The following is a 23470-nucleotide window of genomic DNA, read 5'->3' as shown; positions in this document are numbered from 1 at the left end:
GATTGACGCGGCGGCCCGCGAGGATTCCTAGCCGGCCGCCGAGATCCTGCGGTTGCGCACGGCGGTGTAGGTGCGTTCCAGCGCCTTGAGGGTGCGGGCCCGGTTGCGCTGGGCGAGCGCGACGAACAGGCAGTCCACCACCGTGAGCGCGGCGATGCGGCTGGCCATGGCGCCGGAGCGGTACGTGGTCTCGCGGGCGGCGGTGGTCAGCACGCGGTCCGCCTCGGTCGCGATGGTCGAGCGCGGGAAGTTGGTCAGCGCGATGGTCAGCGCGCCGTTGGAGCGCGCCTCGCGCAGTGCGGCGAGGGTGTCAGGGGTCTCACCGGTGTGCGAGATGCCCACCGCCACGTCGCCCCGGCGCAGCAGCGCGGCCGAGGTCAGCGCCAGGTGCGGGTCCGACCAGGCGCCGGCGCGGCGCCCTATCCGGTTGAGCTTCTGCTGGAAGTCGAAGGCCACCAGCGCGCTCGCGCCGGAGCCGTACAGGTCGATCCGGTCTGCGCCGGCGAGGGCGTCCACGGCCTGGTCGAAGGTGTGCAGGTCCAGCTGCGCGACGGTCTCCTCGACCGCCTTCGCGTCGGCGAAGCCGATCTTGCCGACCACCTCGGCGGTGGTGTCGCGCGGGCCGATGTCGGTGCCCAGACCCGTCCAGCCGGAGGCCGCCGGGCCGTCCTGCGCCGAGGCCGCAGCGGCCAGGCCGATCCGCAGCTCGGGGTATCCGCGCAGGCCGAGGCTGCGGCAGAAGCGCACGACGGTGGTCTCCGAGGTCTGACAGGAGGCCGCGAGATCGCTGATGGTGCGCCCGGCGACGCCCACCGGGTCGGCCAGGGCGGCGGTGGCCACCCGGCGTTCGGACGGCGGCAGGCTCGGCAGCAGCGCGCGGATCTGCACCAGGATCGTGGTCTGCTGCGGCAGCAGGGACTCGGACCGCCCGGATTTGGCGGCGGGCGCCGCGGGCGGGGGTGGTGCGGCGGCGGAGAGGTTCGCGTCCTCGTCACGCCCGGCGGAGCGGCTCATCGGTCTCCTTGGATCTCAACGGCTCGATCGTACCCGGCCACCGGCGTACACGGTCGCGTCACCGTGTCTGCATCCGTGCTTCCACTCGCGTTCCCACCAAGGTCCGTCGCGGCGGCCCACGCCGCGACGGCCGCGTGCACGGTACGGCGCAGCGCAATGATGCCGGAATGGTCGCGGCCGAGGTGCACCGCGTTGGTGAGCAGCACGGTCCACAGCCCGCCGACCGGGTCGAGGGCCAGGCTGGTGCCGGTGAATCCGGTGTGTCCGGCCCGGCCGTGCGGCCAGGCGGCGGTCATGTGGTCCCAGCGGTCCCCGGCCAGGGTCCAGCCGAGGCCGCGGTGCCCGTCCCCGGCGGCGGCGGTCTGGCAGCGCAGGGCCTCGCGGCGGATGCGCGGGGTCAGGATGGGGCTGTCCTCGGCCAGCCAGCCGTCGCGCAGGTAGCGCACCAGGTCGCCGACCGTGCCGAACACGCCCGCGTGCCCGGCGACGCCGCCGAGCGCCTCGGCGTTCTCGTCGTGCACGGCGCCGATCCGCGCAAGGCCGGTGTCCGGACGCGGTTCGGTGGCCGCGTACCGCTCAGGCGGGGCGGTGGGCAGGTAGCCGGTCTCGGCCATGCCGAGGGGGTCGAAGACGAGTTCGCGCGCGGCCGCGTCGAGGGAGGTTCCGGTCAGTTTCGCCACGATCTCGCCGAGCAGGATGTATCCGAGATCGGAGTAGCACACGCTGGTGCCGGGCGGCGTGGCCAGCGGCTCGGCGAACACGGCCGCCCGCCTGCGCTCGAGCCCGCCGGGCAACTCGTAGAGCAGCCGGTGGGCCGGGAGCCCGGAGGTGTGGGTGAGCAGGTGGCGCGGCGTCACCTCGGCCCGGCGATCAGAGCGCCCGAATTCGGGCAGGTACCGGACGATCGGCGCGTCGAGGTCGAGCTCGCCCGCGTCGGCCAGACGCAGCACGCAGGGAGTGGTGGCGACGACTTTGGTGAGAGAGGCGAGGTCGAAGATGGTGTCGGCGGTGACGGCGCGGCCCTCGGGGCCCACCCGCGTGCGGCCCGCGCAGTACAGCATCCAGGGCAGCGGCCGCGCCCGGGCCCGGCCGCGGCCCACGGCCAGCACCGCGCCCGGCACGGCGCCCTCGGCCACGGCGGCGGCCACGAGGCGCACCGCGGCGATCGGTACGTCGCTGCGGCCGGATTCCTGGGTCATCCCCGCTCCCGTGTTCTTGGGTTCCGTGTCCTGCGTTCCGGGTATGTCGCTATGGTAAGTTTCCACCGACAATTTTGCTAGTTCCGACACTTAGCAACATGTCACACGCTTCGGGAGGCTCCGTGGCCGCAACGGCCGCCGGACACGTGCGCGGCGCCGAGCCCGCGGACATACCGGCTCTGCGTCGCATCGCCGTCGACACCCTGCGCTGGGACGGCCCGGACGCAGGCTCGCTGGTGGACTTGGTCTGGCCGCACGAGCGGCCCGAACTGGCCGTCGTCGCGGTGGAGAACGCCGTGCCGGTCGGGTTCGCCCTCGGGTCGGTGCGCGGCGAGAGCGGTCATATCAACCTCCTGGCCGTGACACCCCAGGCCAGGCACCGCGGACACGCCCGGGCACTGCTGCGCGAGCTGGAAGCGCGGCTCGAGGCCGCCGGAGTGCAGCGGATCCACGTCGGCGGGGCGAGCCCCCGATTCGCCTGGGCCGGGGTGGACGTGCGCTACTCGGCCGCCGGTTTCCTGCTGGAGTCCGCCGGGTATGTCAGGGCCTATCAGGCCGTGAACATGACGGTGGACCTGGCCGACGCGGGTACGCGGCTGGACACGGCGGAGGCCGAGAAGGCCCTGGCCGCTCAGGGCGTCACGCTGCGACCGCTGCGCGAGGACGACCGCGCGGCCATCACCCCCTGGCTCGCCTCCTTCGGCGGGACCTGGCTCGAAGAGACGCTCGCCACCCTCGAACGTCCCGGAGCCCGCTGCCACCTGGCCGTTCGCGCGGACGGCGGGGCCGACGGCGCCGACCCGACCGCCGCGTACCTCGGCTTCGCCTGCCACGGCGTGAACCGCGCCGACTGGTTCGGGCCGATGGGCACGCGCGAGGGGGAGCGGGGCCGGGGCATCGGCAGTGTGCTGCTACGCCGCTGCCTCGCCGACCTGCGCGAGGCCGGGCACGAGAGCGCGCAGATCGCCTGGGTGGGGCCGACCGTGTTCTACGCCAAGGTGGTGGACGCCTACGTCGAACGGGTCTTCTGGATCTACAGCAAGGAGGCCTGAGCGGTGCCCGAGCCGGTGGGCACGGACCTGTCCCGACTCGCCCGGCACGTGCTGCAACCCGGCTTCACCGGCACCGAGGCCCCGGACTGGGTGCGGCGGGCCGTCGCGGACGGCCTCGGCTCGGTCCTGCTCTTCGGCCGCAACGTCCGCGACGCACTCCAGGTCAGCGCGCTCACCGCCGCGCTGCACGCCGAGAATCCCCGGCTGGTCGTCGCGATCGACGAGGAGGGCGGCGACGTCACCCGGCTCGAGGCCGAGTCAGGATCCTCCTATCCCGGGAATCTGGCCCTCGGCGCGGTCGACGAGGTCGAGCTCACCGAACGGGTCGCCCGATCGTTGGGGCGTCGGCTGGCCGCGGCCGGCATCGACCTCGACTACGCGCCGGACGCCGACGTCAACAGCAACCCGGACAATCCGGTGATCGGCGTGCGCTCCTTCGGCGCCGAGCCCCACCTGGTCGCGCGGCACGTCGCCGCATGGGTGCGGGGTCTGCAGAGCACCGGCACGGCCGCGTGCGCGAAGCACTTTCCCGGCCACGGCGACACGTCCGTGGACTCGCACCTCGCGCTGCCGACCGTGCGGATGAGCCGTGCGCAACTCGACGCGACCGCGCTCCCGCCGTTCCGCGCGGCGATCGGCGCGGACGTGCGCGCGGTGATGCTCGGGCATCTGCTGCTGCCCGCCCTCGACGCCGAACACCCGGCCTCGGTGAGCCCGGCCGCGGTCGACCTGCTGCGCGACGAGCTGGGTTTCAGCGGCCTGATCGCCACCGACGCGCTGGAGATGGCCGCCGTGGCGAGCCGTTACGGCGTGGCGGGGGCGGCCGTGCGTGCGCTCGCGGCGGGCGCGGACCTGCTGTGCCTCGGGCACAAGGGCGAAGCCGCGCTGGTGGCGCAGGTGCAGGCGGCGATCGTCGAGGCGGTGCGGGCGGGGACGCTCTCTGAGGAACGGCTGGTCGAGGCAGGCCGCAGGGTACTGACGTTCTCGGCCGGACGGGCGACGCAAGGCATCGGCGCGAGCGGGAGCGAGCCCGACGGGGTCGAGATCGGGATGGCGACCGCTCGCAGGGCCCTGAAGACCGTCGTGCGGGTGCCGGGCGCGCTGCCTCTTTCCGCAGCCCCGCACCACGTCGCGTTCACGGCCGCGGGGCCGGCCGCGCTCGGCGGCGTCGCCGACAATACCCTGCGTCGCGAGGTGGCCGATCGGCTGCCGGGAACGACGTTCGCGCTGGTGGGTGAGTGTACGGACGCTGTGATCGACCGGGTGCTCGCGGACGCGTCGGGGCGGCCGTTGCTGCTGAGTGTGCGCTCGGCGCATCGGCACGCCTGGATGGGCGAGGCGCTCGCGCGGATCCTGTCAGCCAGGCCGGACGCGGTCGTCGCAGAGCTCGGATTCCCCGGCGGCGCGGGTCCGCTGGGTGCGGCGTATCTGGTGGCGTACGGGGCGGGTTCGGCATGTGCGCGAGCGGTGGCCGAGGCACTCACCGCCGACCGATCTTGAAGGAAAGTTTCAAAACTTCGTAGGTCAGTATTGCTTTTTTACATCGGTCTCGCCATGCTCGTTGCCAGTGCGCGCGCCGGGACGGCCACCCGGTCCCCGTCACCTTCCGAACAAGTCTTCTCCCCGCTACAGAACCCTCGATTCGGAGGTACTCGTGGCTCGAACACAGCACGGACCGCGCCGTGCGCGGCGTACGGCGTGCGGCGGCGCGGTGCTCGCCCTGACCCTGCTGGGCAGCCTGAGCGTTGTCGCGGCGCCCGCGGCCCAGGCGTCGCAGACGTCTGGGCCCACCGACGTACGTGTCCTGACTCCCACCCAAACCGACCTGAGCGCGTTCGGCCGGGCCTTCGGCTCCGCGCGCGCCCTGCCCGCCAAGGACGTCGGCGCGATCCGCCCGGACTCGGTGCGCGAGGTGCGCGATGCCGCCACCGGCACGGAGTGGGCCGTGGCCGGATTCGTCCCGAGCGCCTCGGCCGGCGTGCAGGTCGAGAACTCCTTCCAGGACGGCTCCGCCAAGCAACTGCTCGAGCGCGTGCCCGGCGGCGCGTGGACGGTGGTGCCGGCCACCGGACCGGTCGGTTGCGCGAGCACGCTGCCCTCCGCCGTGCGCGACGCGCTCGGTCTCGGCACCGTGAACTGCTCTGCGGGCACCGCGCGTCCGTCCGCGGCGGCCGTCGCGGCAGCGAAGAGCAGGGCCGCGAGCACCACTGACACCTCCGACACTTCGCTCGGCGACCAGATCGCCGCCCTCGCGCTGGGTCAGGTCGGCGTGGCCACGACCCCGGCCGAGACCGGCTTCGGCGGCGTCGACTGCGATCCGTACAGCACTCTGGTGGCCGCGTTCTCGCCCAACTCGGACGGCTGCGGGCCGGACCAGACGCACAGCGTGGAGAACCAGAACGAGGCCTGGTGCTCCGACTTCGCCAAGTGGGCCTGGACCCGGGCGGGCGTCACCGAGGGTCTCAATACCCTGAACGCCGGCTCGGTGTCCTTCTACGCCTGGGCGCTGGCGGACGGCCAGGACCCGGTGGCCGACTCGGGCACCCCGGAGCCCGGTGACGCGGTCGTGTTCTTCCCGCCCGGCACCGTCTCCGCGACCACCTACGCCGACCACGTCGGCATCGTCGCCTCGGTCAACGCCGACGGCACGGTCAATCTGGTCGACGGCGACTTCCTCGGTGCCGACGGGATCACCGTCGAGTACGACCAGAACCTCGACCTGACCAGCTGGGCCTCGAGCGTTTGGAGCACCGGCGAGCAGTGGGTGCTGGTCGCCCCGCCGAGCGCGGCCTCGCAGCAGCCCGCGCCCAGCGCCGCGATCGTCGCGCCCACCAACGCGACCGCGGGCACCAGCGTGGACTTCACCGCGCTCGCGACCGAGCAGGGCGGCACGATCGCGCAGGACTACTGGACCTTCGGCGACGGCCGCGACAACAACGTCACCGGCACGCACGTCAGCCACGTCTTCCAGCGCGCCGGGTTCTCCACGGTCACGCTGACCACGACCAGCAGCCTCGGCACCGTCGCCTTCCGCACCTGGAACGTGGGCGTCGGGGCGAACGGCTCGGCGGTCTCCTCGGTGCCGAGCAACGACGTCTGGTACACGACGGTGCCGGTCGAGCAGTACCTGTTCACCGACAGCAGCAGCGGCGCCGACGGCAGCGGCAGCCTTGCCGCGGACAGCTGGGACGGCGCGAGCTGGCTGCAGCAGACCGTCCCCGGCACGCCCGCCGCGGGCGCCTCGATCACGGGTCTGACGTACTCCGACGGCGACGCCGGGTACGCCACCGTCCCGCACGCCTTCTACCCGGCGTCCGGCGGCGGCCTGGGCGAGACCTACATCGGTGTCAATGGCTGGACTTCGGTCGCGTTGCCCGGCCAGCCCGGCGCGACCAGTGCCGTCGCGGCTTCGGCGGCCGACCCGGTCTCCGGGCTCAAGCCGAGCCTGAACGTCACCCCTTCGCTCTATTTCTTCGACGCGACCGGCGCGCTCGACCAGACCACTGAGAGCGCCGGTAGCTGGAGCAGCGCCGCACTCCCCGTCCCGGCGACCGGCAGCCCGCAGGCGCTCGCGGCCGCCTCGACCGGCGGGCTGACCTCGGCACAGGACGTGTTCTACCTCGACACCCACGGCCGGCTCGTCGAGGCCACCAACCTCACCGGCTCCTGGGTGAGCGGGCCGGTGCCGACCGGGAAGCTCGGCGTCGCGGCGGGCACGACACTGGCCGCCGCATCCACCGGAGCGCAGCAGGTCGACGTGTTCTTCACCGACGCGGCGGGAAAGCTCGCCGTCGCCGACTCGCCGCTGCCCGGGATCTGGTCCGTGCACGAGCTCGCGGCCACCCCGGCCGCCGGCACCGCACTGACCGCGGGCAACTACCTGACGGCCGCCGGATCCACCGCCGGCGAAGTCAGCTACCTGACGAGCTCGGGCACGCCCGCAGTCACCGCCTGGGACGGCACGCAGGGCCAGACCACCGCGCTGCCGGCCACCGCCTCCGCGATCGCGGCGCTGAGCTCCAACACCGTCCCCGGCACGTCGCAGCAGGTCTTCCTCGACGACGCCGGAGCACTCGGCGTGGACGCGTCCGCCACCGCGGGCTCGTGGAGCTACGCCGCCCTGCCCAGCACACCCACCGCGTACCCGGGCACCGTGCTGCTCTACGCCGCCACCCCGGCCGACGAGGCCAGCGCGCTGGCCGCCGCCGCGTCCGCGGGGCTGGCGGACAGCCAGGTCACCACGGACTTCCAGGTCGCCTGGGGCGCCACGCTCAGCGGCGACTACCTGGTGATCGCGGTGGGCCAGGCCGCGCTCAACGCCCTCTACGACAACCCGTGCGGCTGGGCCAATCCCTCCGCCGACGACCCCGGATCAAGCCCCTTCTACGAGGTCTTCCGGCCGCTGAACGTCACGCTGGCGAACCTGTTCCTGGACGCCGCGGCCTCCACCGCCGCACAGACCCCGCAGCGGGCCGCGGACATGGCGTACTACGCGGTCCACGGCGCGCTGCCGACCGGGGCGAGCCTGCCCGCGGTCGCCTACCCCGGCTACACCTGCCTGGGGCAATCCTCCTAGGCCGGCATGGCACGGCATGGCACGGCACGCGAAACGGCGCGGCGGACGGGTCCGATCGACCCGTCCGCCGCGCCGTCTCAGTGCTCGATCAGACCTGCTCCCTCGCGGTGACCGTGGAGCCCACGCTCGCCAGCACCACCACCGCGATCGCGATCACCGAGACCGGGCCGATGCCCTGGGACAGCAGCAGCCAGCCCGCGAACGCCGCGATGCCCGGCTCGAGGCTGAGCAGGACTCCGAAGGCCCGGCGCGGAATGCGGCGCAGCGCCGAGAGTTCGAGCGAGTAGGGCACGATCGAGCCCATCAGCGCGGTGGCCATCGCGACCAGTACCAGGCTCGGGCGGGTGGTGATGTGCGTGGCGCCCTGCGCGCCGAAGGGGACGAGCGCCAACGCGCCGACGCCGAGGGCCACCGCGAGACCGCCGCGTCCGGGCACCGCCTTGCCCGCGTGCGCGCCGGCCAGGATGTACAGGGCCCAGCCCACCCCGGCCAGCAGCGCGAACAGGAGCCCGACCGGATCGAGCCGGGTGCCGGACGTCGCGGACGCACCGCCTCCGGCCATCCCCAACATCACCACTCCGAGCCCGGCGATCAGCACCCAGCCGAGGTCGCGGGCGCGTCGGGACAGGATCGCGGCCAGCGTGAGCGGCCCGATGAACTGCACCGTCACCGCGACCCCGAGCGGGATGCGCGCGATCGAGGCGTAGAAGAACCCGTTCGTGCCCGCGAGGCTCAGCCCGAGCAGCACCACCGCCCGCCACTGCTCCCGGCCCCACGCGCGCACCTTCGGCCGGGTCAGCGCCAGCATCAGGCACGCGGCGAAGCCGATGCGCAGCAGCGTGGCCCCGCTGGAGCCGGTCGCGGGGAACAGGTGCGTGGCGAACGCGGCGCCGATCTGGAACGAGGAGCAGGAGCCGAGCACCAGCAGCACGGCGACGCCGCGGCCCTCGGGCAGAGCGGGCAGAGCGCGCAGCCCGGGCAGGGCGCGGCGGCGGGCACCGGGCAGCGCCGCCGGCGCGGCGGGCGGCACGCGGGTTTCAGTCGTGGTCATGGTCGGCTCGCGGGTACGACGAGGAGGGCATGGTCTTACAGTGCGGCCTGTCCGACTGGTTCGTCCAGCGAAAGTATCTGCGCGATACTGGTGAGGAAAAGTGACCATACACGGCTGGTCACCGGACCGTTCGCGAGGAGGCCGATCCGCCATGCTCGACGTGCACCGGCTCAGGCTGCTGCGCGAGCTCGACCGGCGCGGCACGCTCGCCGCCGTGGCCCGCGCGCTCAGCTACAGCCCGTCCGCCATCTCCCAGCAGCTCACCCAGCTCGAGGCGGAGACGGGCGTGACGCTGCTGGAGCCGGCCGGGCGCGGCGTGCGGCTGACCGCGCAGGCCCGCGTCCTGGTCGAGCACACCGACGCGATCCTCGAGCGGCTCGAGCAGGCCGAGGCCGATCTGCGCGCCTCGCTCACCGAGGTCTCCGGCACCCTGCGCGTCGCGTCCTTCCAGTCCGTGCTGCTCGCGCTGATCCCGGCCGCCCTCACCGTGCTCGCCGAGCGCTACCCGCGGCTGCGGATCGAGATCGAGCAGCAGGAGGCCGGGGCCGCCCTCGCCGGCCTCGTCGCGCACGACTTCGACGTCGTACTCGGCGAGGAGTACCCCGGCCTCTCGCCGGCCCGGGTCCAGGGCGTGCACACGCAGCAGCTCGCCCACGACGAACTGTGGCTCGCGCTGCCGCGCACCGGCAAGCACGCCGGCGTCATCGCGGACGACGGCAGCAGCGTCCGCCTGGCCGCGTTGGACGGCCTGCCCTGGATCCTCGACCCGCAGGAAGGCGCGCCCGGACAGTGGCAGCGCAACCTGCTGCGCTCCGGCGGCTTCGAGCCGGACGTGCGCTTCGAGAGCCCGGACCTGCTGCTCGCCGTCCACCTCGTGGAGACCGGCCACGCCGCCACCATCCTGCCCGGCCTGCTGCTCACCGCCGACCGCAGGCCCCTGATGCGGCTGGCGCACCTGCCCGGCCGTCCGCACCGTAGGCTCACCACCAGCGTGCGCGCGGGCGCCGCCCGCCAACCGGCCGTCCGGGCCTTCCGCGACGCGCTGCGCACCGGCCTGCGCCACAGCGCCCAGGAACCGCCCGCATAGGACTGCCACGGATATGTGGAGATTCATGATCTTCTCCGGAACCTGATTGGACCGGGCTGAGCGCGGCCTTTAGGTTCGGCGTATGGACTTCTCGATCAGTACCCACTCCGGACTCGGGATCGCGGCCGTGGAGCTCGGGATGGTACTGAGCCCGGGGCCCAACATGATCTACCTCGTCTCCCGTTCCATCACGCAGGGCCGCCGGGCCGGGCTGGTGTCGCTGACCGGGGTCGCCCTGGGGTTCCTGGTCTACCTCGCCGCCGTGACGACCGGCCTGACCGCCGTGTTCACGCTGGTGCCCGACCTGTATCTGGCGATCAAGCTCGCGGGCGCGGGGTACCTGCTGTGGATGGCGTGGAGCGCGCTCAAGCCCGGCGGGATCTCGGTGTTCACACCGAAGGAGCTGATCCCGCAGCCGCCGCGCAAGCTGTTCACGATGGGCTTCCTCACCTGCCTGCTGAACCCGAAGATCGCAGTGCTCTACCTCTCGCTGCTGCCGCAGTTCGTCCAGCCCTCGCGCGGGCACGTGGCGCAGCAGAGCTTCGTCCTCGGCCTCACCCAGATCTTCGTCGCGCTGTGCGGGAACGGCGCGATCGCCATGTGCGCGGGGAGTATCGCCGGGTTCCTGGCCAAGCGGCCGAGCTGGCTGCGGGTGCAGCGGTACGCGATGGGCACGGTGCTCGGCGCGCTGGCGGTGAAGATCGCGATGGATCGCTCGACCGCGGTCGCCTGACGCGGCGCCGGGCCGCAGCGAACACGAACCCTGAGCCACCCCACCCGCCACCGAGTTCACCCACGTTTCACCCCTCGGCCACCGCTTTCCACGCCGCGTCGGCGGGCGAAGGAGTGCACTGGTGCTCTCGCGAACGCCGGAGCGGCGGGGCACGGGTGGTGGAGGGGAAGATGGCGTTTCTGGACGGCTTCGTCGCCGATCTCAACCGGGTGATCGACAACCGGGAGGTGGCCACCGCCGTCTCCACGGCCGCCCTGCTGGGGGTGTGCACCGGGGTCTACCGGCTCGCCGACCGCTACCTCATCCACCGCAGGCTCGTCTCGGTCACCCCCGTGTTCGACCAGGTGGTCAACAAGGAGGAGCCGAACCTCACCATCTCGGTCACCGGCGGGCAGTCCGCCGGATCGCAGGAGTCGCACTTCGTGCAGAGCTTCGTGATCCTGCGCTTCGCCAACGCGGGCACCGAGAAGGTGGGCTTCCAGTCCGAGGAGTTCGACCGCTTCCGGATCTCCTTCCCGCACCGCCACGTGCGCGTGGTGAAGGTGCGCGAGCCCGAGGAGCTGTCCGGGGAGCCGGGCCGGCCGCTGTCCTCGGGGCGGCTGGACGAGTTGCGCGCCGCCATCACCTCCACCACCTGCGGGCTGCGCGAGGAGAACGGCGGGATGCGGGACGTGTCCGTGCTCACCCTGCCCGACAACGTCACGCTCGGGCGCAGGGAGGCCTTCCAACTCGCGGTCTTCCTCTCCGGCACCGGCAACGACCTCGGGCCCAACGAGTACAAGATCGAGGTCAGGGGAGAGCTCAAGCAGGGCAAGTTCGTCTTCCGGCGGCACGCCTGGTGGCACCGCGTGTGGCGCACCACGCTGCCGGTGCTGCTGGTGGCCACGCTGGCCGTCTCCTTCGGCGTGGGCGCGCTCACCGCGCACCGGGCGCTGACCCCGCGCGCCGCCTGCGTCGGGGACCTGCAGGTCCAGGTGGAGGGCAGCACCGCGTTCGCGCACGTGGTCGCCGAGGCCGCGGCCGACTACACCCAGCAGTGCCCCTCGGCCAAGATCGTGATCACCGCCGACGGCAGCGCCAAGGCCATCTCCGACCACGGCGACTCCCTGGAGCAGGACACGATCCTGATGGTGGACGAGTCCGGCCAGAGCGTGCCCGCGTCCTGGAAGCCCGATCCGATCGGCATGGTCATCTTCGCCGTCGTGGCCAACAACGCCTTCGCCGAGACCGTCAGCACCGATCCGGCCTTCGAGATCCCGCAGGGCGGCTACTCCGCCGTCGGCATCGGCGGCCTGTACCGCGAGGCCGCGTCCGGGAGCGTGCCGTTCGTGGCCGTCGGCCGGAGCAACGGCTCGGGCACCGCGCTCGAGTTCGCCAAGTGGGCCGGGCTCGACGGCGGCGTGCTGCAGAGCGCCAAGAGCTGCCCGGCGATCTCCGCGTCCTCCACCGCGGCCGCGCCGGCCACCCGGACCGGCAGCTGCGACGTGGGCAGCACCCAGAAGATGCTCGACTACATCAACGACACCTCCAACGCGATCGGCTTCGCCGAGATCGACGCGCTCGAGCAGTACCCGAACGTCAGTGCCCTGTCGATCGACGGCGCCAAGCCGGACCAGGCGGACGTGCTCGACGGCAGCTACACCTTCGCCGTGCCGGAGTACCTCTACACCGCGCAGACCCCGTCCGTGCAGGTGCGCTCGTTCCTGTCCTTCCTCCAGTCCCCGGCCGAAACCGCCCAGCTCGCCGACCAGGATGCGGGCTTCATCCCGTGCGACGAGCTGAGCGGTTCGGTGGCGGGGGACTGCGAGCTGCCGTAGCCGTCCCACTGCGCGGTTCAGGGTCAGCCCTCGGCTCAGGTGCGGGGAACCTCGCGGCGCCCCGCACCCGTCCCCGCACCCGCCAGCGTCAGCGTCAGGAGTTGTCCGAGCGCCAGATGTAGTAGTAGCCGGTGCCGTACTCGTCCGAGTCGGGCACCTTGGCGATCAGGGTGTAGCCCTTCTTCGCCATCAGCGGCGCGTCGATCTCGTTGTCCAGCGCGGCGGTCGGGCCGAAGCGCAGCACGACCAGGGCGAAGTACTGGTCCGCCAGCGCCTGCTGGTAGGCCGGTACGCCGGTCAGGACCTTGCCCTGCTTGGTCGTGTAGGTGAACGAGAACGTGCTGTACCACTGGTACGGCTGCGTCAGGTCGCTGAGGTAGTAGCGGGGGACCTCGTCCTCCTCGACCAGGATGCGGTCCGTCACCGGGCGAATCTGGGTCTTGAGGTCCGCGACCATCTGCGCGGAGTTGGGCCACCCGTCGTAGAGCTGGGCGGACTGGGTGATCGCACCCCAGGTCAGGCCAAGGCACACGAGCAGGCCGGCGCCGAGGCGGCGTGGATCGCGGCCGCCGACGCGCAGCAGGGCCGCGAGGGCCACGCCGGCCACCGGGGCGGCGAAGACCAGGCCGAAGCCCACGTGCTTCTGCAGCGACGTCGCCGTGTGCAGATGCACCTGGTACGCCGGGGCCAGCAGCACCGTGCCCGCCAGCACCAGGCTCAGCAGCAGCCGGGAGACCACCTCGCCGCGGCTGCCGCCGTCGGACCTGGCCAACCGCGCGTCCACCCACACTCCGGCGAACGCGAGCACGGCCACCCCCGCGCCGAGTTCCGCCGCCAGGGTCAGGATGTAGCCGAGCGAGTCGCCCCCGCTGGCGCGGTTCGTGGTCGTGGAGGTGATGCCGGTGACGTACGCCGGGCCGAGCAGCTTCAGCCAGCCGTAGACCAGGCCGCCGAACGCGCCGCTGAACAGCAGGCCTCTGCCGATCGCGGCCAGCCAGCCGCGGCGCCTGGCTTCGCCGGTCTCCCGCTCCCGGCCGCCGTAGCGCCCGGCGAACACCGCCACCAGCGCGATCGTCGGCACGAACAGCAGGCCCGCGTACTTCGTGCCCACCGCGAGCACGGCCGGCGGGACCGCCAGCAGCACCAGCAGCGCCCAGCGGCGCGCGGTGGCCACCACGATCCAGAGCGAGAAGGCCAGCAGGAACAGCGACATCGGGTCGTAGGTGGCCAGCCGGCTCAGGAACAGCGTCGGCGCGGCCACCGCGAACAGCGCCGCCGCGCAGGCCGCCGCGGGCCGGCCGTAGAGGCGCCGGGCCACGCCCCACACGCAGCAGGTCGCGCCCAGCATGAACACCAGGCTCAGCGCCCGCGCGCCCTCGAGTCCGAACAGCCCGTCCATCGCGGCGCCGAGCACCGGGTAGAGGAACGGCGCGCCGGAGAAGTAGGTCGCGTAGTTGTCGTAGGTGTTGGTGTGGTGCAGCAGCCAGGCGATCTCGTGGTGCCCGGCGTAGAGGTAGAGGCCCTCGTCCTCGAACGCGGTGTTGTGCAGCCGCAGCGCCAGCGCGATCTGCAGCGCCAGCACCGCGATCAGCGCGATCCGGGCGATCAGCCAGCGGCCGAACCGGGTCTCGGTGAAGCGCTGCCACGGGTTCGGCCCGGCGAGCTCGGCCGGGTCGAGCGTGTGGATGACGGTGACGGCCGGGGCCGTCGAGGCGGCGGGCACGGTGGCGGTCATCGGTTGATCACCGTCGCCAGCTGCGCGGAGAGCTTCTGGAACGCCGCCACGGTCTGCGGATCGGCGGTCAGCGCCCAGGGCAGCGCGTCCTTGCCGGACAGGTCGTCCACCGGACCGGCCTCCTGGTAGACCACCGCGGCCACGTCCGAGCGCAGCGACACCGCCATGGCCAGCTCCTCGAGCCAGGCCGCGCGCTGGGTCGGGGTGCCGTCCACCGCGACCTGCAGCAGCAGCTGCTTGCCCGGGTGCTCGGCCGCGGCCGCGTCCAGCGCCGTGGTCGGATCGGCCCAGGTGGTCTTGGGGAACTCGGCCATCGTCAGGGCCACCGCGTCGACCTGCGAGGCCGGCGGCGCGTACGCGGCGTCCGCGCCCGGGTCGCCCGGCGTCCACACCCAGGAGACGTTGCCCGCGTCGGCCGCGGCGAACAGGGCCCGGATATGGGCCCAGGCCCGCGATATGTCCTGCGGTATGCCGCCGTTCGCCACGCCCGAGCTGGCCGCGTAGTTGCGGTCGGCCTGCGGCAGCACCGTGAGATACACCGGCTTGCCGTAGGCGGCGATCTCCTGCGCCCAGCGCGAGATGGCGTCGTCGTCGCTGCCGTTGGCGATGGCGGTGAGCGAGGAGTCGAGCGAGGTCTTGCCGTTCTGCGAGAACACCAGCGTCAGCCAGGGCACGCCGCCGTGCGTCGCGACCGAGTCGGCCCAGGCCACGTCGAAGGCGTCCGCGATCTCCTGGGTGCGGGCCGTGGTGCCGAAGGTGACGCCCAGCGTCTTCTCGATCTGCACCACTCCGGTGCCCGCGTACGGCGTGGCCAGCGCGCCGACCCCGACGTACGGGTGCAGCGGCAGCGCCGCGTTGGCCAGGTGCAGCGGCGCGGACTGCGCCTGCATCGTGCTGGTGTCCAGCACCAGCAGCATCGCCCCGCCCACCACGACTCCGGCGAACGCGGTGCGCGGCTTGGGCAGCCGCCGCACCGGCCGCCGCCGGTGGCGCCGCTGGTGCGGGTCGGGTCGGGGGATCAGCGGCTGCGCGGGGAGGGTGCCGAACAGGGCCTTCTCCCGCCGCTCGCGCCGGCCCTGGCGCGAGTCGAGCATTACCAGGATCATGTGCATCCCGGACATCAGGCACAGGTAGAGCAGCCAGAATCCGGCCAGCCAGTACGCCGCGCCGCCCGGCCTTATCAGCAGTTTGACGAACGAGATGAGGCAGAACCCGACGACGATCAGGTGCAGCTGGGCGGTGCGCCAGGGCGAGAGCGTGCTGCGCTTCTTGGGCGTGAGGGTGAAGTCGCCCTTGCGCCCGATCACCACCCGGAACGCCGCCTGCAGCAGCACCGGGAACGAGCCGTAGTTGGCGATGATGCAGCGCCAGCTGGTGATGTCCCAGGCCGCGTGCCAGAACCCGGCGATGGACAGGGCGAAGTAGGGCACGAAGTACATCAGGAAGTCGGTGGCGGTGGCGCCGCGCACGCCGCTGATCCCGGTGAGCACGAACAGCACCGGCGCGATACAGAAGATCAGGTCGCGCACCCCGCACCAGTAGTGCGTGGTGGCCAGCAGGTAGTGCGCGCGCTGCTGGGCGCTCAGGCCCTTGCGGCCCTTCGGCGCGGGCAGCAGCAGGTCGCGCCAGTGGTCCCACATGATGTTGAGCGTGCCGCGGGCCCAGCGGTCCTGCTGCTTGAAGAACGAGCCCAGGTCCAGCGGGCCGAGCCCGACCGCGAGGATGCCGGTGAAGTAGATCGCGCGCCAGTCCGCGGCCATCCGGATGGAGGCGGCGAAGTCCTCGGTGATCGAGCCGGTCGGGATGCCGCCGATGGAGTCGATCGCCTTGGCCCGCATCAGGAAGTTGGTGCCGCAGATGAACGAGGAGTTGTGCGCGGCCTTACCGGGGCACAGCAGCCGGTAGAAGAGCGACTGCTGGTCGTCCGCCCAGCGCGCCACCGGGTTGGTGCGGTTGCCGTAGAACTGGCCGGACTGCACCCAGCCCACGTCCGGGTCGTCGAAGCCGACGACCAGCTTGAGGAAGAAGTCGCGGCGCGGGATCTGGTCCGCGTCGAAGATGCCGAGCAGCACGTCGCCGTCGGCTCCGACCGCGCCCCTGGCGTGGTTGATGTTGCCCGCCTTGGCGCCGCCGCCCACCTCGCGCACCACGTGGATCACGCCGAGCGACTCGCACAGCGCCGCGATCTCCGGGACGGTGTCCTTCTTCGCCACGAAGCCGTCGTCACAGACCACGACGGTGATCTCGGAGTAAGGGTGCTGTTCCAGATAGGCGTCTCTGGCGGCCATGATCCCGGTCAGGGTGGGGCGCAGGACCTCCTCGCCCTCGTCCACGGTCGGCACGAACACGTAGATCGGGTAGCGGAACGGGTCCACCCGCAGCTCCGGCGGCACGTACCGGCGGCCGTAGTAGGCCTCCGGCTCGGCCGGGGGATTGCGCGGCCACAGCCCGATGTGCAGGCCCATGGTATGGATCGCCGCGTGCATCTCGGCCAGGTACAGGGGTATGCCGATGATCCAGCCGGGCAGCGGATGCCCGCCGATCGCGACGACGGTGAACCGCCATGACAGGTAGTTGACGCCGCTGGTGAACACCGCGAGGAAGAAGGCGATGTTGCGCAGCTGCCGCCCGCGCCACCCGGCCACCCAGGCCAGGCCGAGGCCGAAGGCGAAGGCCGCGGCCGGCAGCCACGGCCCGGGCCGCTCGATCGCGATGACGACGGCCGCGGCGGCCAGGCCGATCCGGCCCAGCCAGCGCGACCAGGCGCCGACTTCGGGCGGCGGCGCCGCGATCGGATCGGGGAGCTTCGCGAAGGTCCCCGTATCCATGTCCAGATGCCCGCTCAGCAATGGCCGCGGGCGCGCACGGTCCTCGAGTACGGTCAAAGCAAAGCCCTCCCCAACCCTTCGGATCCGCGTCCGACCCCCCAGGGCGACGCGGTCAGAGCCCTGTCGTGACCACCATGCAGGACAGGGAACGCACGAGAACAGACGGCTGCTTGCTCGGCTGGATGCTCTCAACGGGTCAGGAGTCTATCCGAGATCTGTTAAGAATCGGCAAAATCGAAGCCGGGTGTCATCTCGTAGCGTGAATACGCGCTCCCGCTGCGCTACCACACGCTCCGCTCCTGCCCGCCCTCGACCCTTGCCGCCGAGCCGCCGGTCGAGGTCGAGCCGCGAACGCTCACGGCCTCCCGCGTGCGCGGACCCGCCAGGACGGCCGCGTACGGAATCAGTCTCCTGCCTTCAAACCCGCGCCGCCGCCGTACGAGGAATGTGTTGCATGCTTGTTACGCGGCACGGCGCGTGGCGCGCGAGGGGCGCGCCACGGTAGGGATCGCGGCGGTGTTCGGGCCCGTACTCGCGGCCCGTCCGGCGGTGCTTTTCGCGTTGGCGGGGGTGGCCTCGGGCGTGGCGCGGCTCGCGGCGGGCGCCGGCAGCGGACAGTGCCGCCGGGCCAGGCGCAGCAACGCCTGCAACGGCGCCTCCGCCGCGCCGAGGCCCGACTGCCAGCGCGCCTCGATGCCCACCCGGGCCAGCCGCAGCGAGCACTCCGGCGCCAGCTTCAACTCCACCAGCTCGCCGTCCTCGATCTCCCGGCGTACCACCAGATGCGGCACCATCGTCACCCCGCGCCCGTTGGCCACGATGCGCCGCAGCGTCGCGGTGGAGCCGGTGATCATGCCCACCCGGGTGAACGGCCCGATGTCGCGGCCATACTGGTCGAGCAGGTAGCGCGAGGTGCAGCCGTGGTCCGCGACCAGGAACTCGGCCCCCATCAACGCATCCCGGGTCACCGGCCGCCCGTCCCGGGCCAGCGGATGGTCCGGCGCGGCCACCAGCGTCACCTGGTCCTGGCCCACCGTCGTGTGCGCCAGCGCGCTCGCGATCCCGTTGTCGAACAGGAAACCGAGGTCGATCCGGCCGGCCTCGAGATCCTCGGCCACCTGGAAGCGCGTGCCGACGCTCAGCGCCGTGTCCGCGACCGGACCCCCGCCGCTCGCGCCGAACTCGAAGGCGGTGAGCAGATCCGGCAGCCATTCGGTGGCCAGCGACTCCACCACCCCGATGCGCAGCAACGGCCTGGCCCCGGCCACCTCCCGCCGCAGCCGCGCGTCGAGCTCGAGCCACTGGCGCGCCAGCGGGGCGAGCCGATCCCCGGCCGGGGTCGGCGCGGTACCGGTACTGGTGCGGCGCAGCACCGCCACGCCGAGTTCCTGCTCGAGCCCGCGCAGCTGGTCGCTCACGCTGGACTGGGCGAAGCCGAGCCGCTCGGCCGCGGCCGCGATCCCGCCGCACTCGAGTACCGCGAGGAACGCGCGCAGGTGTCTGGCCTCCATACGGTCATTCTGACACGGCCATCGGAAACTCCGATACCCCCATCGGAGGCACGGCCTGTCCGCTCCGCCGCGCCCCGGAGATCCTCGAGCCATGACGACGATCTCGCTTCCCCAGGCCGCGCCGGAGCCCGGCCCCGCGGCCACCGGGGCCGCCGCGGACGTGGCCGGCGCCGGTGCCCGGATCGAAATTGCAGCCGATCCCAAGGCCAGGTCCCGGTTCTTCGGCATCACCCTCGGCCTGCTCCTGGTCAACTTCGACGCCACCGTCCTGAACGTCGCGCTGCCCCGCATCGGCACGGACCTGCACTCCTCCCCGGCGGCGCTGCCGTGGACCGCGGACTCCTACACCGTGGTCGTCAGTGGTCTGCTGCTCGCGGCCGGCGCCCTGTCCGACCGCTTCGGCTCCCGCCGCGTCTTCCGCGTCGCCCTGATCGCCTTCGCACTGTTCTCTGTGCTGTGCGCACTCGCCCCGAACTCCGCCACCCTCATCCTCGGCCGCGCCCTGCTCGGCGTGAGCGCGGCCGGACTGATGCCGGCCAGCCTGACGCTGCTGCGCGTGCTCTACCCCGACCCGGCCCGGCGGGTGCGCGCGGTCGGGTCCTGGGCCGCGGTGACCACGCTGGGCCTGGCCGCGGGTCCGGCCCTCGGCGGGCTGCTGCTGGCCGGCGGCTCCACCGCGTCCTGGCGGCTGATCTTCCTGGTCAATCCGCCCTTCGCCCTGCTCGGATTCCGGCTCATCCGCGGCATCGGCGAACCCGCGCGCGGCCCGCGCACCCGGGTGGACGGCGTCGGCCTGCTGCTGACCGTGCTCGGCCTCGGCACACTCACCTTCGGCCTGATCGACGCCGGCGAATCCGGCTGGCTCGCCCCCGCCGCGTTGGCCGCGTTCGGTGTATCCGTACTCTCCTTCGCCGCGCTCGCGTTCGTCGAACGCCGGGCCGAGTCACCCGCCCTGCCGCCCGCGCTGCTCTCGCTCGCCCGCGTGCGCACCGCGATCTGGTGCGCACTGGCCACCAACTTCCTGTGGTACGGACTCTGGTTCGCCCTCGCGATCTGGCTGGAGTCGGTGCGCGGCCTGAGCGCGCTCGAAACAGGGCTCTTCTTCCTCCCGGCCACCCTGCCCATGTCCGTGGTGCCGCCGCTGACCACCCGCGCCATCGGCCGGTTCGGTGCCCGCCGGATGCTGCTGAGCGGCTTCGCCACCTACCTCGTCGGCGCCCTGCTGCTCGTCGGGCTCGGCGCGCACGCCCCGCTGTGGGGCTACGCCCTGGCCGCGCTGGTCTTCTCCCTCGCCGCCACCCAGGTCGTGCCTTCCGTCACCGCCGAACTGTCCGTCGCCGCGCCTGCCCGGTACGCCGCGACCGGACAGGGCGCGCTCTACGCCGCCCGCCAGGCCGGCTCCGCGCTCGGCGTGGCCGTGGTCAGCGCGGTCGGCGTCACCGATCTGCCCGCCACCGCGTCGGTCACCCTCGTCGGCGCGGCACTGCCGCTCGCCGTGATCGCCTTCGGTGGCCGGGTCGGCGCGGAGCGATAGCGTGGGGCCGTGGACTACGAGCCGTCGGACATCGAGCGTTACGCCGTGGAGCCGGTCAGCGGGGAGAAGCGCGGGGTGGGCGACCGCACCCCGTTCCAGCGCGACCGCGCCCGGATCCTGCACAGCGCGGCCCTGCGCCGGCTGGCCGGCAAGACCCAGGTGGTGGCCCCCGGCGAGTCCGACTTCCCGCGCACCCGGCTGACCCACTCCCTCGAGGTGGCCCAGATCGGCCGGGAACTGGCCGGGGCCTTCGGCGCCGACCCGGACCTGGTCGAGGGCGCCTGCCTGGCCCACGACCTCGGCCACCCGCCCTTCGGCCACACCGGCGAGGCCGCGCTCGACTCCGTGGCCGCGGCCGTCGGCGGCTTCGAGGGCAACGCGCAGAACCTGCGGATCATGAGCAGGCTCGAGGCCAAGATCATCACCGCCGACGGCCGCTCGGCCGGGATCAACGCCACCCGCGCCCTGCTGGACGCGACCACCAAGTACCCCTGGCGCCGCCGCGAGGGCGAGCGGAAGTTCGGCGTCTACCGCGACGATCTGCCCGTCTTCCGCTGGGTGCGCGCCGCCACCCCGCCCGAGTACGCCACGGCCAAGTGCTTCGAGGCGCAGATCATGGACTGGTCCGACGACGTCGCCTACTCGGTGCACGACCTCGAGGACGCGGTGTACTCGGGCAAGGTCGACCCGAAGCGGCTGACCATCCCCGAGGAGCGCGAGGCCCTGTTCGCCCGCACCCTCGGCTACGCCCCGGACGCCGGCACCGAGGAACTCGCCGCCGCCCTCGACCGGCTCCAGGCGCTGGAGTGGTGGCCCATCGAGTTCGACGGCTCCTTCGCCGCCCAGGCCCGGCTCAAGCGCACCTCCAGCGAGTTGATCGGCCGCTTCTGCCGCCCCGTGGTGCGCGCCACCCGCGCCGAGTTCGGTCCCGGACCGCACCGCCGCTACGCCGCCCGCCTCGTCGTCCCGCGCGAGACCCGGCTCGAGTGCGAGCTGCTCAAGGCCGTCGCGGCCCGCTACGTGATGGAGACCGACCGCGCGCTCACGCTGCGCCGCACCCAGAGCGACCTGATCCGGGACCTCGTCGCCCGCCTCGCCGAGCGCCCCGACCAGCTCGACCTGCCCTTCGCCGCCCTCCACGCCGCCGCCCCCGACGACGCGGCCAGGCTGCGGATCGTGGTCGACCAGGTGGCCGGATTCACCGACGCCTCCGCCTACGCCTGCTACCGAACGTTGCTGGTCACGGCCGGAAAGTGACGCTCCGCGCCCCTTCGCCGCGCTCGCCCCGCGCCGCCCGCCGTCCGCTTCGTCACGGTGTCGCCACCCCCCAGTAGACTCCGAGCATGGCCGGTCGGATCAGGGACGAGGACGTGCGCGCGGTGCGCGACGCGTCCGCCATCGCCGACGTCATCGGGGAGTACCTCCAGCTGCGCACGGCCGGCGGCGGGAATCTCAAGGGCCTGTGTCCGTTCCACGACGAGCGCTCCCCCTCCTTCAACGTCACCCCCGCCCGCGGCATGTACTACTGCTTCGGCTGCGGCGAGGGGGGCGATGTGATCACCTTCATCACCAAGGTCGAGGGCCTGAGCTTCAACGAGGCCGTCGAACGCCTCGCCAAACGCGCCCGGATCGAACTGCGCTACGTCGAGGGCGCCTACTACAACAAGCGGGTCGAGGGCGGCAGCGAACGGGCCAGACTGCTCGAGGCCAACCAGGCCGCCGCACAGTACTACCGCGAACAGCTCGGCTCCCCGGGCGCGCGGATCGGGCGCGAACTGCTGGCCGAACGCGGCTTCGACCAGGGCGCGGCCGACCGCTTCCGGCTCGGCTACGCGCCCGAGGGCTGGGACCACCTCGTCCGCCACCTGCACACGCGCGGTTTCACCGACAAGGAACTGATGACCGCGGGCCTCGCCTCGCAGGGCCAGCGCGGCCTGATCGACCGCTTCCGACACCGGCTGATCTGGCCGATCGCCGACGTGGGCGGGGAGATCATCGGCTTCGGCGGCCGGCGGCTGAGCGAGGACAAGGACTCTCCCAAGTACCTCAACACCCCGGAGACCCCGCTCTACAAGAAGTCCTCCGTGCTCTACGGCCTCGACCTGGCCCGCCGCGAGATCGCCACCACCCAGCGCGCCGTGGTGGTCGAGGGCTACACCGACGTCATGGCCTGCCACCTGGCCGGCGAGGGCACCGCGATCGCCACCTGCGGCACCTCCTTCGGCGAGGAGCACATCAAGATACTGCGGCGTCTCACCGGGGACCGGAACCAGTTCCTCGGTGCCAAGATCGTGTTCACCTTCGACGGCGACGCGGCCGGCCAGAAGGCCGCCGTGCGCGCCTTCGCCGAGGACCAGCGCTGGGTGACCCAGACGTACGTCGCCGTCCAGCCGGACGGCCTCGACCCCTGCGATCTGCGCATGGCCCGCGGCGACGCGGCGGTACGGGACCTGGTCGACTCCGGCGTGCTGCTGTTCGAGTTCGTGATCCGCGCCAGGCTCGCCGAACACAACCTTGACACCCCCGAAGGCCAGGTCAGTGCCCTGCGAGCGGCCGCCCCCGTGGTGGCCGGCATCCGCGACGACGCGCTGCGCCAGGGCTACGGCCGGCAGCTGTCCGGCTGGCTCGGCCTCGAGGAGGACCTGGTGCGCGCCGAGATCCGCCGGGCCGCCCCCCGCCGCGAGCAGGCCTCCGTCACCGGCGGCGCCCGCGCGCCCCAACAACAGCAACAGCAGCAGCGGCCACAGCAGCAGCCGCAGGTAGTGCCCCGCATCCCGCAGGAAGCCGTGCCCGTCGCCGATCAGTTCCGCCAGCGCGAGGCGCTCAAGGTCGCGCTCCAGCATCCCAAGACCGCGGCCGGCTTCGACGAACTCGAACTCACCGAGTTCACCGTCGCGCGCTACGCCGCCATCGCCGGTGTCATCGCCAAGGCCGGCGGCTGCGGCGCGGCCGTGAGCGAGGACGCGTTCCGCGCGGCCGTGAACGAACACGCCACCGACGATCTCGAACGCCGCCTGATCAACGAACTCACCGTCGAGCGGCTGCACGCCAAGCAGAACCCGAAGCAGCCCACCGCCGTCGAGCCGCACTACGTCGCGGCCACGATCTCGGCCGTGCGCAAGGACTCCACTGTGCGCATGATCAAACAGATGAAGTCCGACCTGATGCGCCTGGGCGCGAGCGGCGAGACCGACGCCGTCGCCGCACTGTCCGCGAAACTCCAGACGTACCAGGCGTACGCGGATCAACTCAAGACCCGCTACGGCGTCTGATCTCGCCCGCGACCACCCCTGAACTCCCCCGTACCGCCCCATATCGGCGGCACCTCGCGCC

15 protein-coding genes are annotated in these 23470 nt (G+C 72.6%); 9 read left to right on the top strand and 6 right to left on the bottom strand.

Annotated elements, in window-relative coordinates; translation table 11 throughout:
* Positions 1-27: 27 nt before the first annotated feature.
* Together KDL01_RS17090 and KDL01_RS17085 are read right to left on the bottom strand one after the other, a co-directional pair.
* A complete protein-coding gene (locus tag KDL01_RS17090; protein ID WP_212529506.1) occupies positions 28-1014 on the bottom strand; it encodes a MurR/RpiR family transcriptional regulator in 987 nt (328 codons plus the stop codon).
* A complete protein-coding gene (locus KDL01_RS17085) occupies positions 1011-2213 on the bottom strand; it encodes a serine hydrolase domain-containing protein (protein WP_212529505.1) in 1203 nt (400 codons plus the stop codon). The genes KDL01_RS17090 and KDL01_RS17085 overlap by 4 nt, the downstream gene beginning before the upstream one ends.
* A 122-nt stretch (positions 2214-2335) precedes the next feature.
* On the opposite strand from KDL01_RS17085, the gene KDL01_RS17080 reads away from it, so the two are divergent.
* The 3 genes from KDL01_RS17080 to KDL01_RS17070 all read left to right on the top strand — a co-directional run bounded on the left by KDL01_RS17080 (position 2336) and on the right by KDL01_RS17070 (position 7841).
* Complete coding sequence (locus KDL01_RS17080; protein ID WP_212529504.1) at positions 2336-3265, top strand: GNAT family N-acetyltransferase; 930 nt, start codon at positions 2336-2338, stop codon at positions 3263-3265.
* A gap of 3 nt (positions 3266-3268) precedes the next feature.
* Positions 3269-4765, top strand: a complete 1497-nt coding sequence (locus KDL01_RS17075; RefSeq protein ID WP_212529503.1) for a glycoside hydrolase family 3 protein — start codon at positions 3269-3271, stop codon at positions 4763-4765.
* Between the two features lie 154 nt (positions 4766-4919).
* Entirely contained in the window at positions 4920-7841 is a 2922-nt protein-coding gene (locus KDL01_RS17070) for a PKD domain-containing protein (protein WP_212529502.1), read from the top strand.
* A gap of 88 nt (positions 7842-7929) precedes the next feature.
* Here KDL01_RS17070 and KDL01_RS17065 read toward each other — a convergent pair whose 3' ends face one another.
* Positions 7930-8892 (bottom strand): EamA family transporter, encoded by a 963-nt coding sequence (locus KDL01_RS17065; protein WP_212529501.1) that lies wholly within the window; start codon positions 8890-8892, stop codon positions 7930-7932.
* Between the two features lie 151 nt (positions 8893-9043).
* Between KDL01_RS17065 and KDL01_RS17060 the strand changes: the two genes are divergently transcribed.
* The 3 genes from KDL01_RS17060 to KDL01_RS17050 all read left to right on the top strand — a co-directional run bounded on the left by KDL01_RS17060 (position 9044) and on the right by KDL01_RS17050 (position 12529).
* Complete coding sequence (locus KDL01_RS17060) at positions 9044-9979, top strand: LysR family transcriptional regulator (RefSeq protein ID WP_212529500.1); 936 nt, start codon at positions 9044-9046, stop codon at positions 9977-9979.
* Positions 9980-10061: 82 nt separating this feature from the next.
* Positions 10062-10712, top strand: coding sequence for a LysE family translocator (locus KDL01_RS17055; RefSeq protein WP_212529499.1), 651 nt, complete (start codon positions 10062-10064; stop codon positions 10710-10712).
* A 170-nt stretch (positions 10713-10882) separates the two neighbouring features.
* Positions 10883-12529 (top strand): substrate-binding domain-containing protein, encoded by a 1647-nt coding sequence (locus tag KDL01_RS17050; protein WP_212529498.1) that lies wholly within the window; start codon positions 10883-10885, stop codon positions 12527-12529.
* 94 nt (positions 12530-12623) lie between these two features.
* Here the strand turns inward: KDL01_RS17050 and KDL01_RS17045 are convergent, their stop codons facing one another.
* The 3 genes from KDL01_RS17045 to KDL01_RS17035 all read right to left on the bottom strand — a co-directional run bounded on the left by KDL01_RS17045 (position 12624) and on the right by KDL01_RS17035 (position 18603).
* Positions 12624-14264, bottom strand: coding sequence for an ArnT family glycosyltransferase (locus tag KDL01_RS17045; RefSeq protein ID WP_212529497.1), 1641 nt, complete (start codon positions 14262-14264; stop codon positions 12624-12626).
* Positions 14261-17092 (bottom strand): glycosyltransferase family 2 protein, encoded by a 2832-nt coding sequence (locus tag KDL01_RS17040; RefSeq protein ID WP_212529496.1) that lies wholly within the window; start codon positions 17090-17092, stop codon positions 14261-14263. The genes KDL01_RS17045 and KDL01_RS17040 overlap by 4 nt, the downstream gene beginning before the upstream one ends.
* A 461-nt stretch (positions 17093-17553) precedes the next feature.
* Positions 17554-18603, bottom strand: a complete 1050-nt coding sequence (locus tag KDL01_RS17035; RefSeq protein ID WP_212529495.1) for a LysR family transcriptional regulator — start codon at positions 18601-18603, stop codon at positions 17554-17556.
* A gap of 91 nt (positions 18604-18694) precedes the next feature.
* On the opposite strand from KDL01_RS17035, the gene KDL01_RS17030 reads away from it, so the two are divergent.
* The 3 genes from KDL01_RS17030 to dnaG all read left to right on the top strand — a co-directional run bounded on the left by KDL01_RS17030 (position 18695) and on the right by dnaG (position 23409).
* The gene (locus tag KDL01_RS17030) at positions 18695-20137 is read left to right on the top strand and encodes an MFS transporter (RefSeq protein ID WP_212529494.1); all 1443 of its coding nucleotides are present in this window, start codon (positions 18695-18697) and stop codon (positions 20135-20137) included.
* A gap of 9 nt (positions 20138-20146) precedes the next feature.
* Positions 20147-21394, top strand: a complete 1248-nt coding sequence (locus KDL01_RS17025) for a deoxyguanosinetriphosphate triphosphohydrolase (RefSeq protein ID WP_212529493.1) — start codon at positions 20147-20149, stop codon at positions 21392-21394.
* 86 nt (positions 21395-21480) lie between these two features.
* Positions 21481-23409, top strand: coding sequence for a DNA primase (dnaG, locus tag KDL01_RS17020; RefSeq protein WP_212529492.1), 1929 nt, complete (start codon positions 21481-21483; stop codon positions 23407-23409).
* Positions 23410-23470 lie beyond the last annotated feature (61 nt).

Source organism: Actinospica durhamensis (assembly GCF_018139695.1).
GTDB classification, from domain to species: domain Bacteria; phylum Actinomycetota; class Actinomycetes; order Streptomycetales; family Catenulisporaceae; genus Actinospica; species Actinospica durhamensis.
This window is presented reverse-complemented; position numbering and strand designations above follow the sequence as displayed.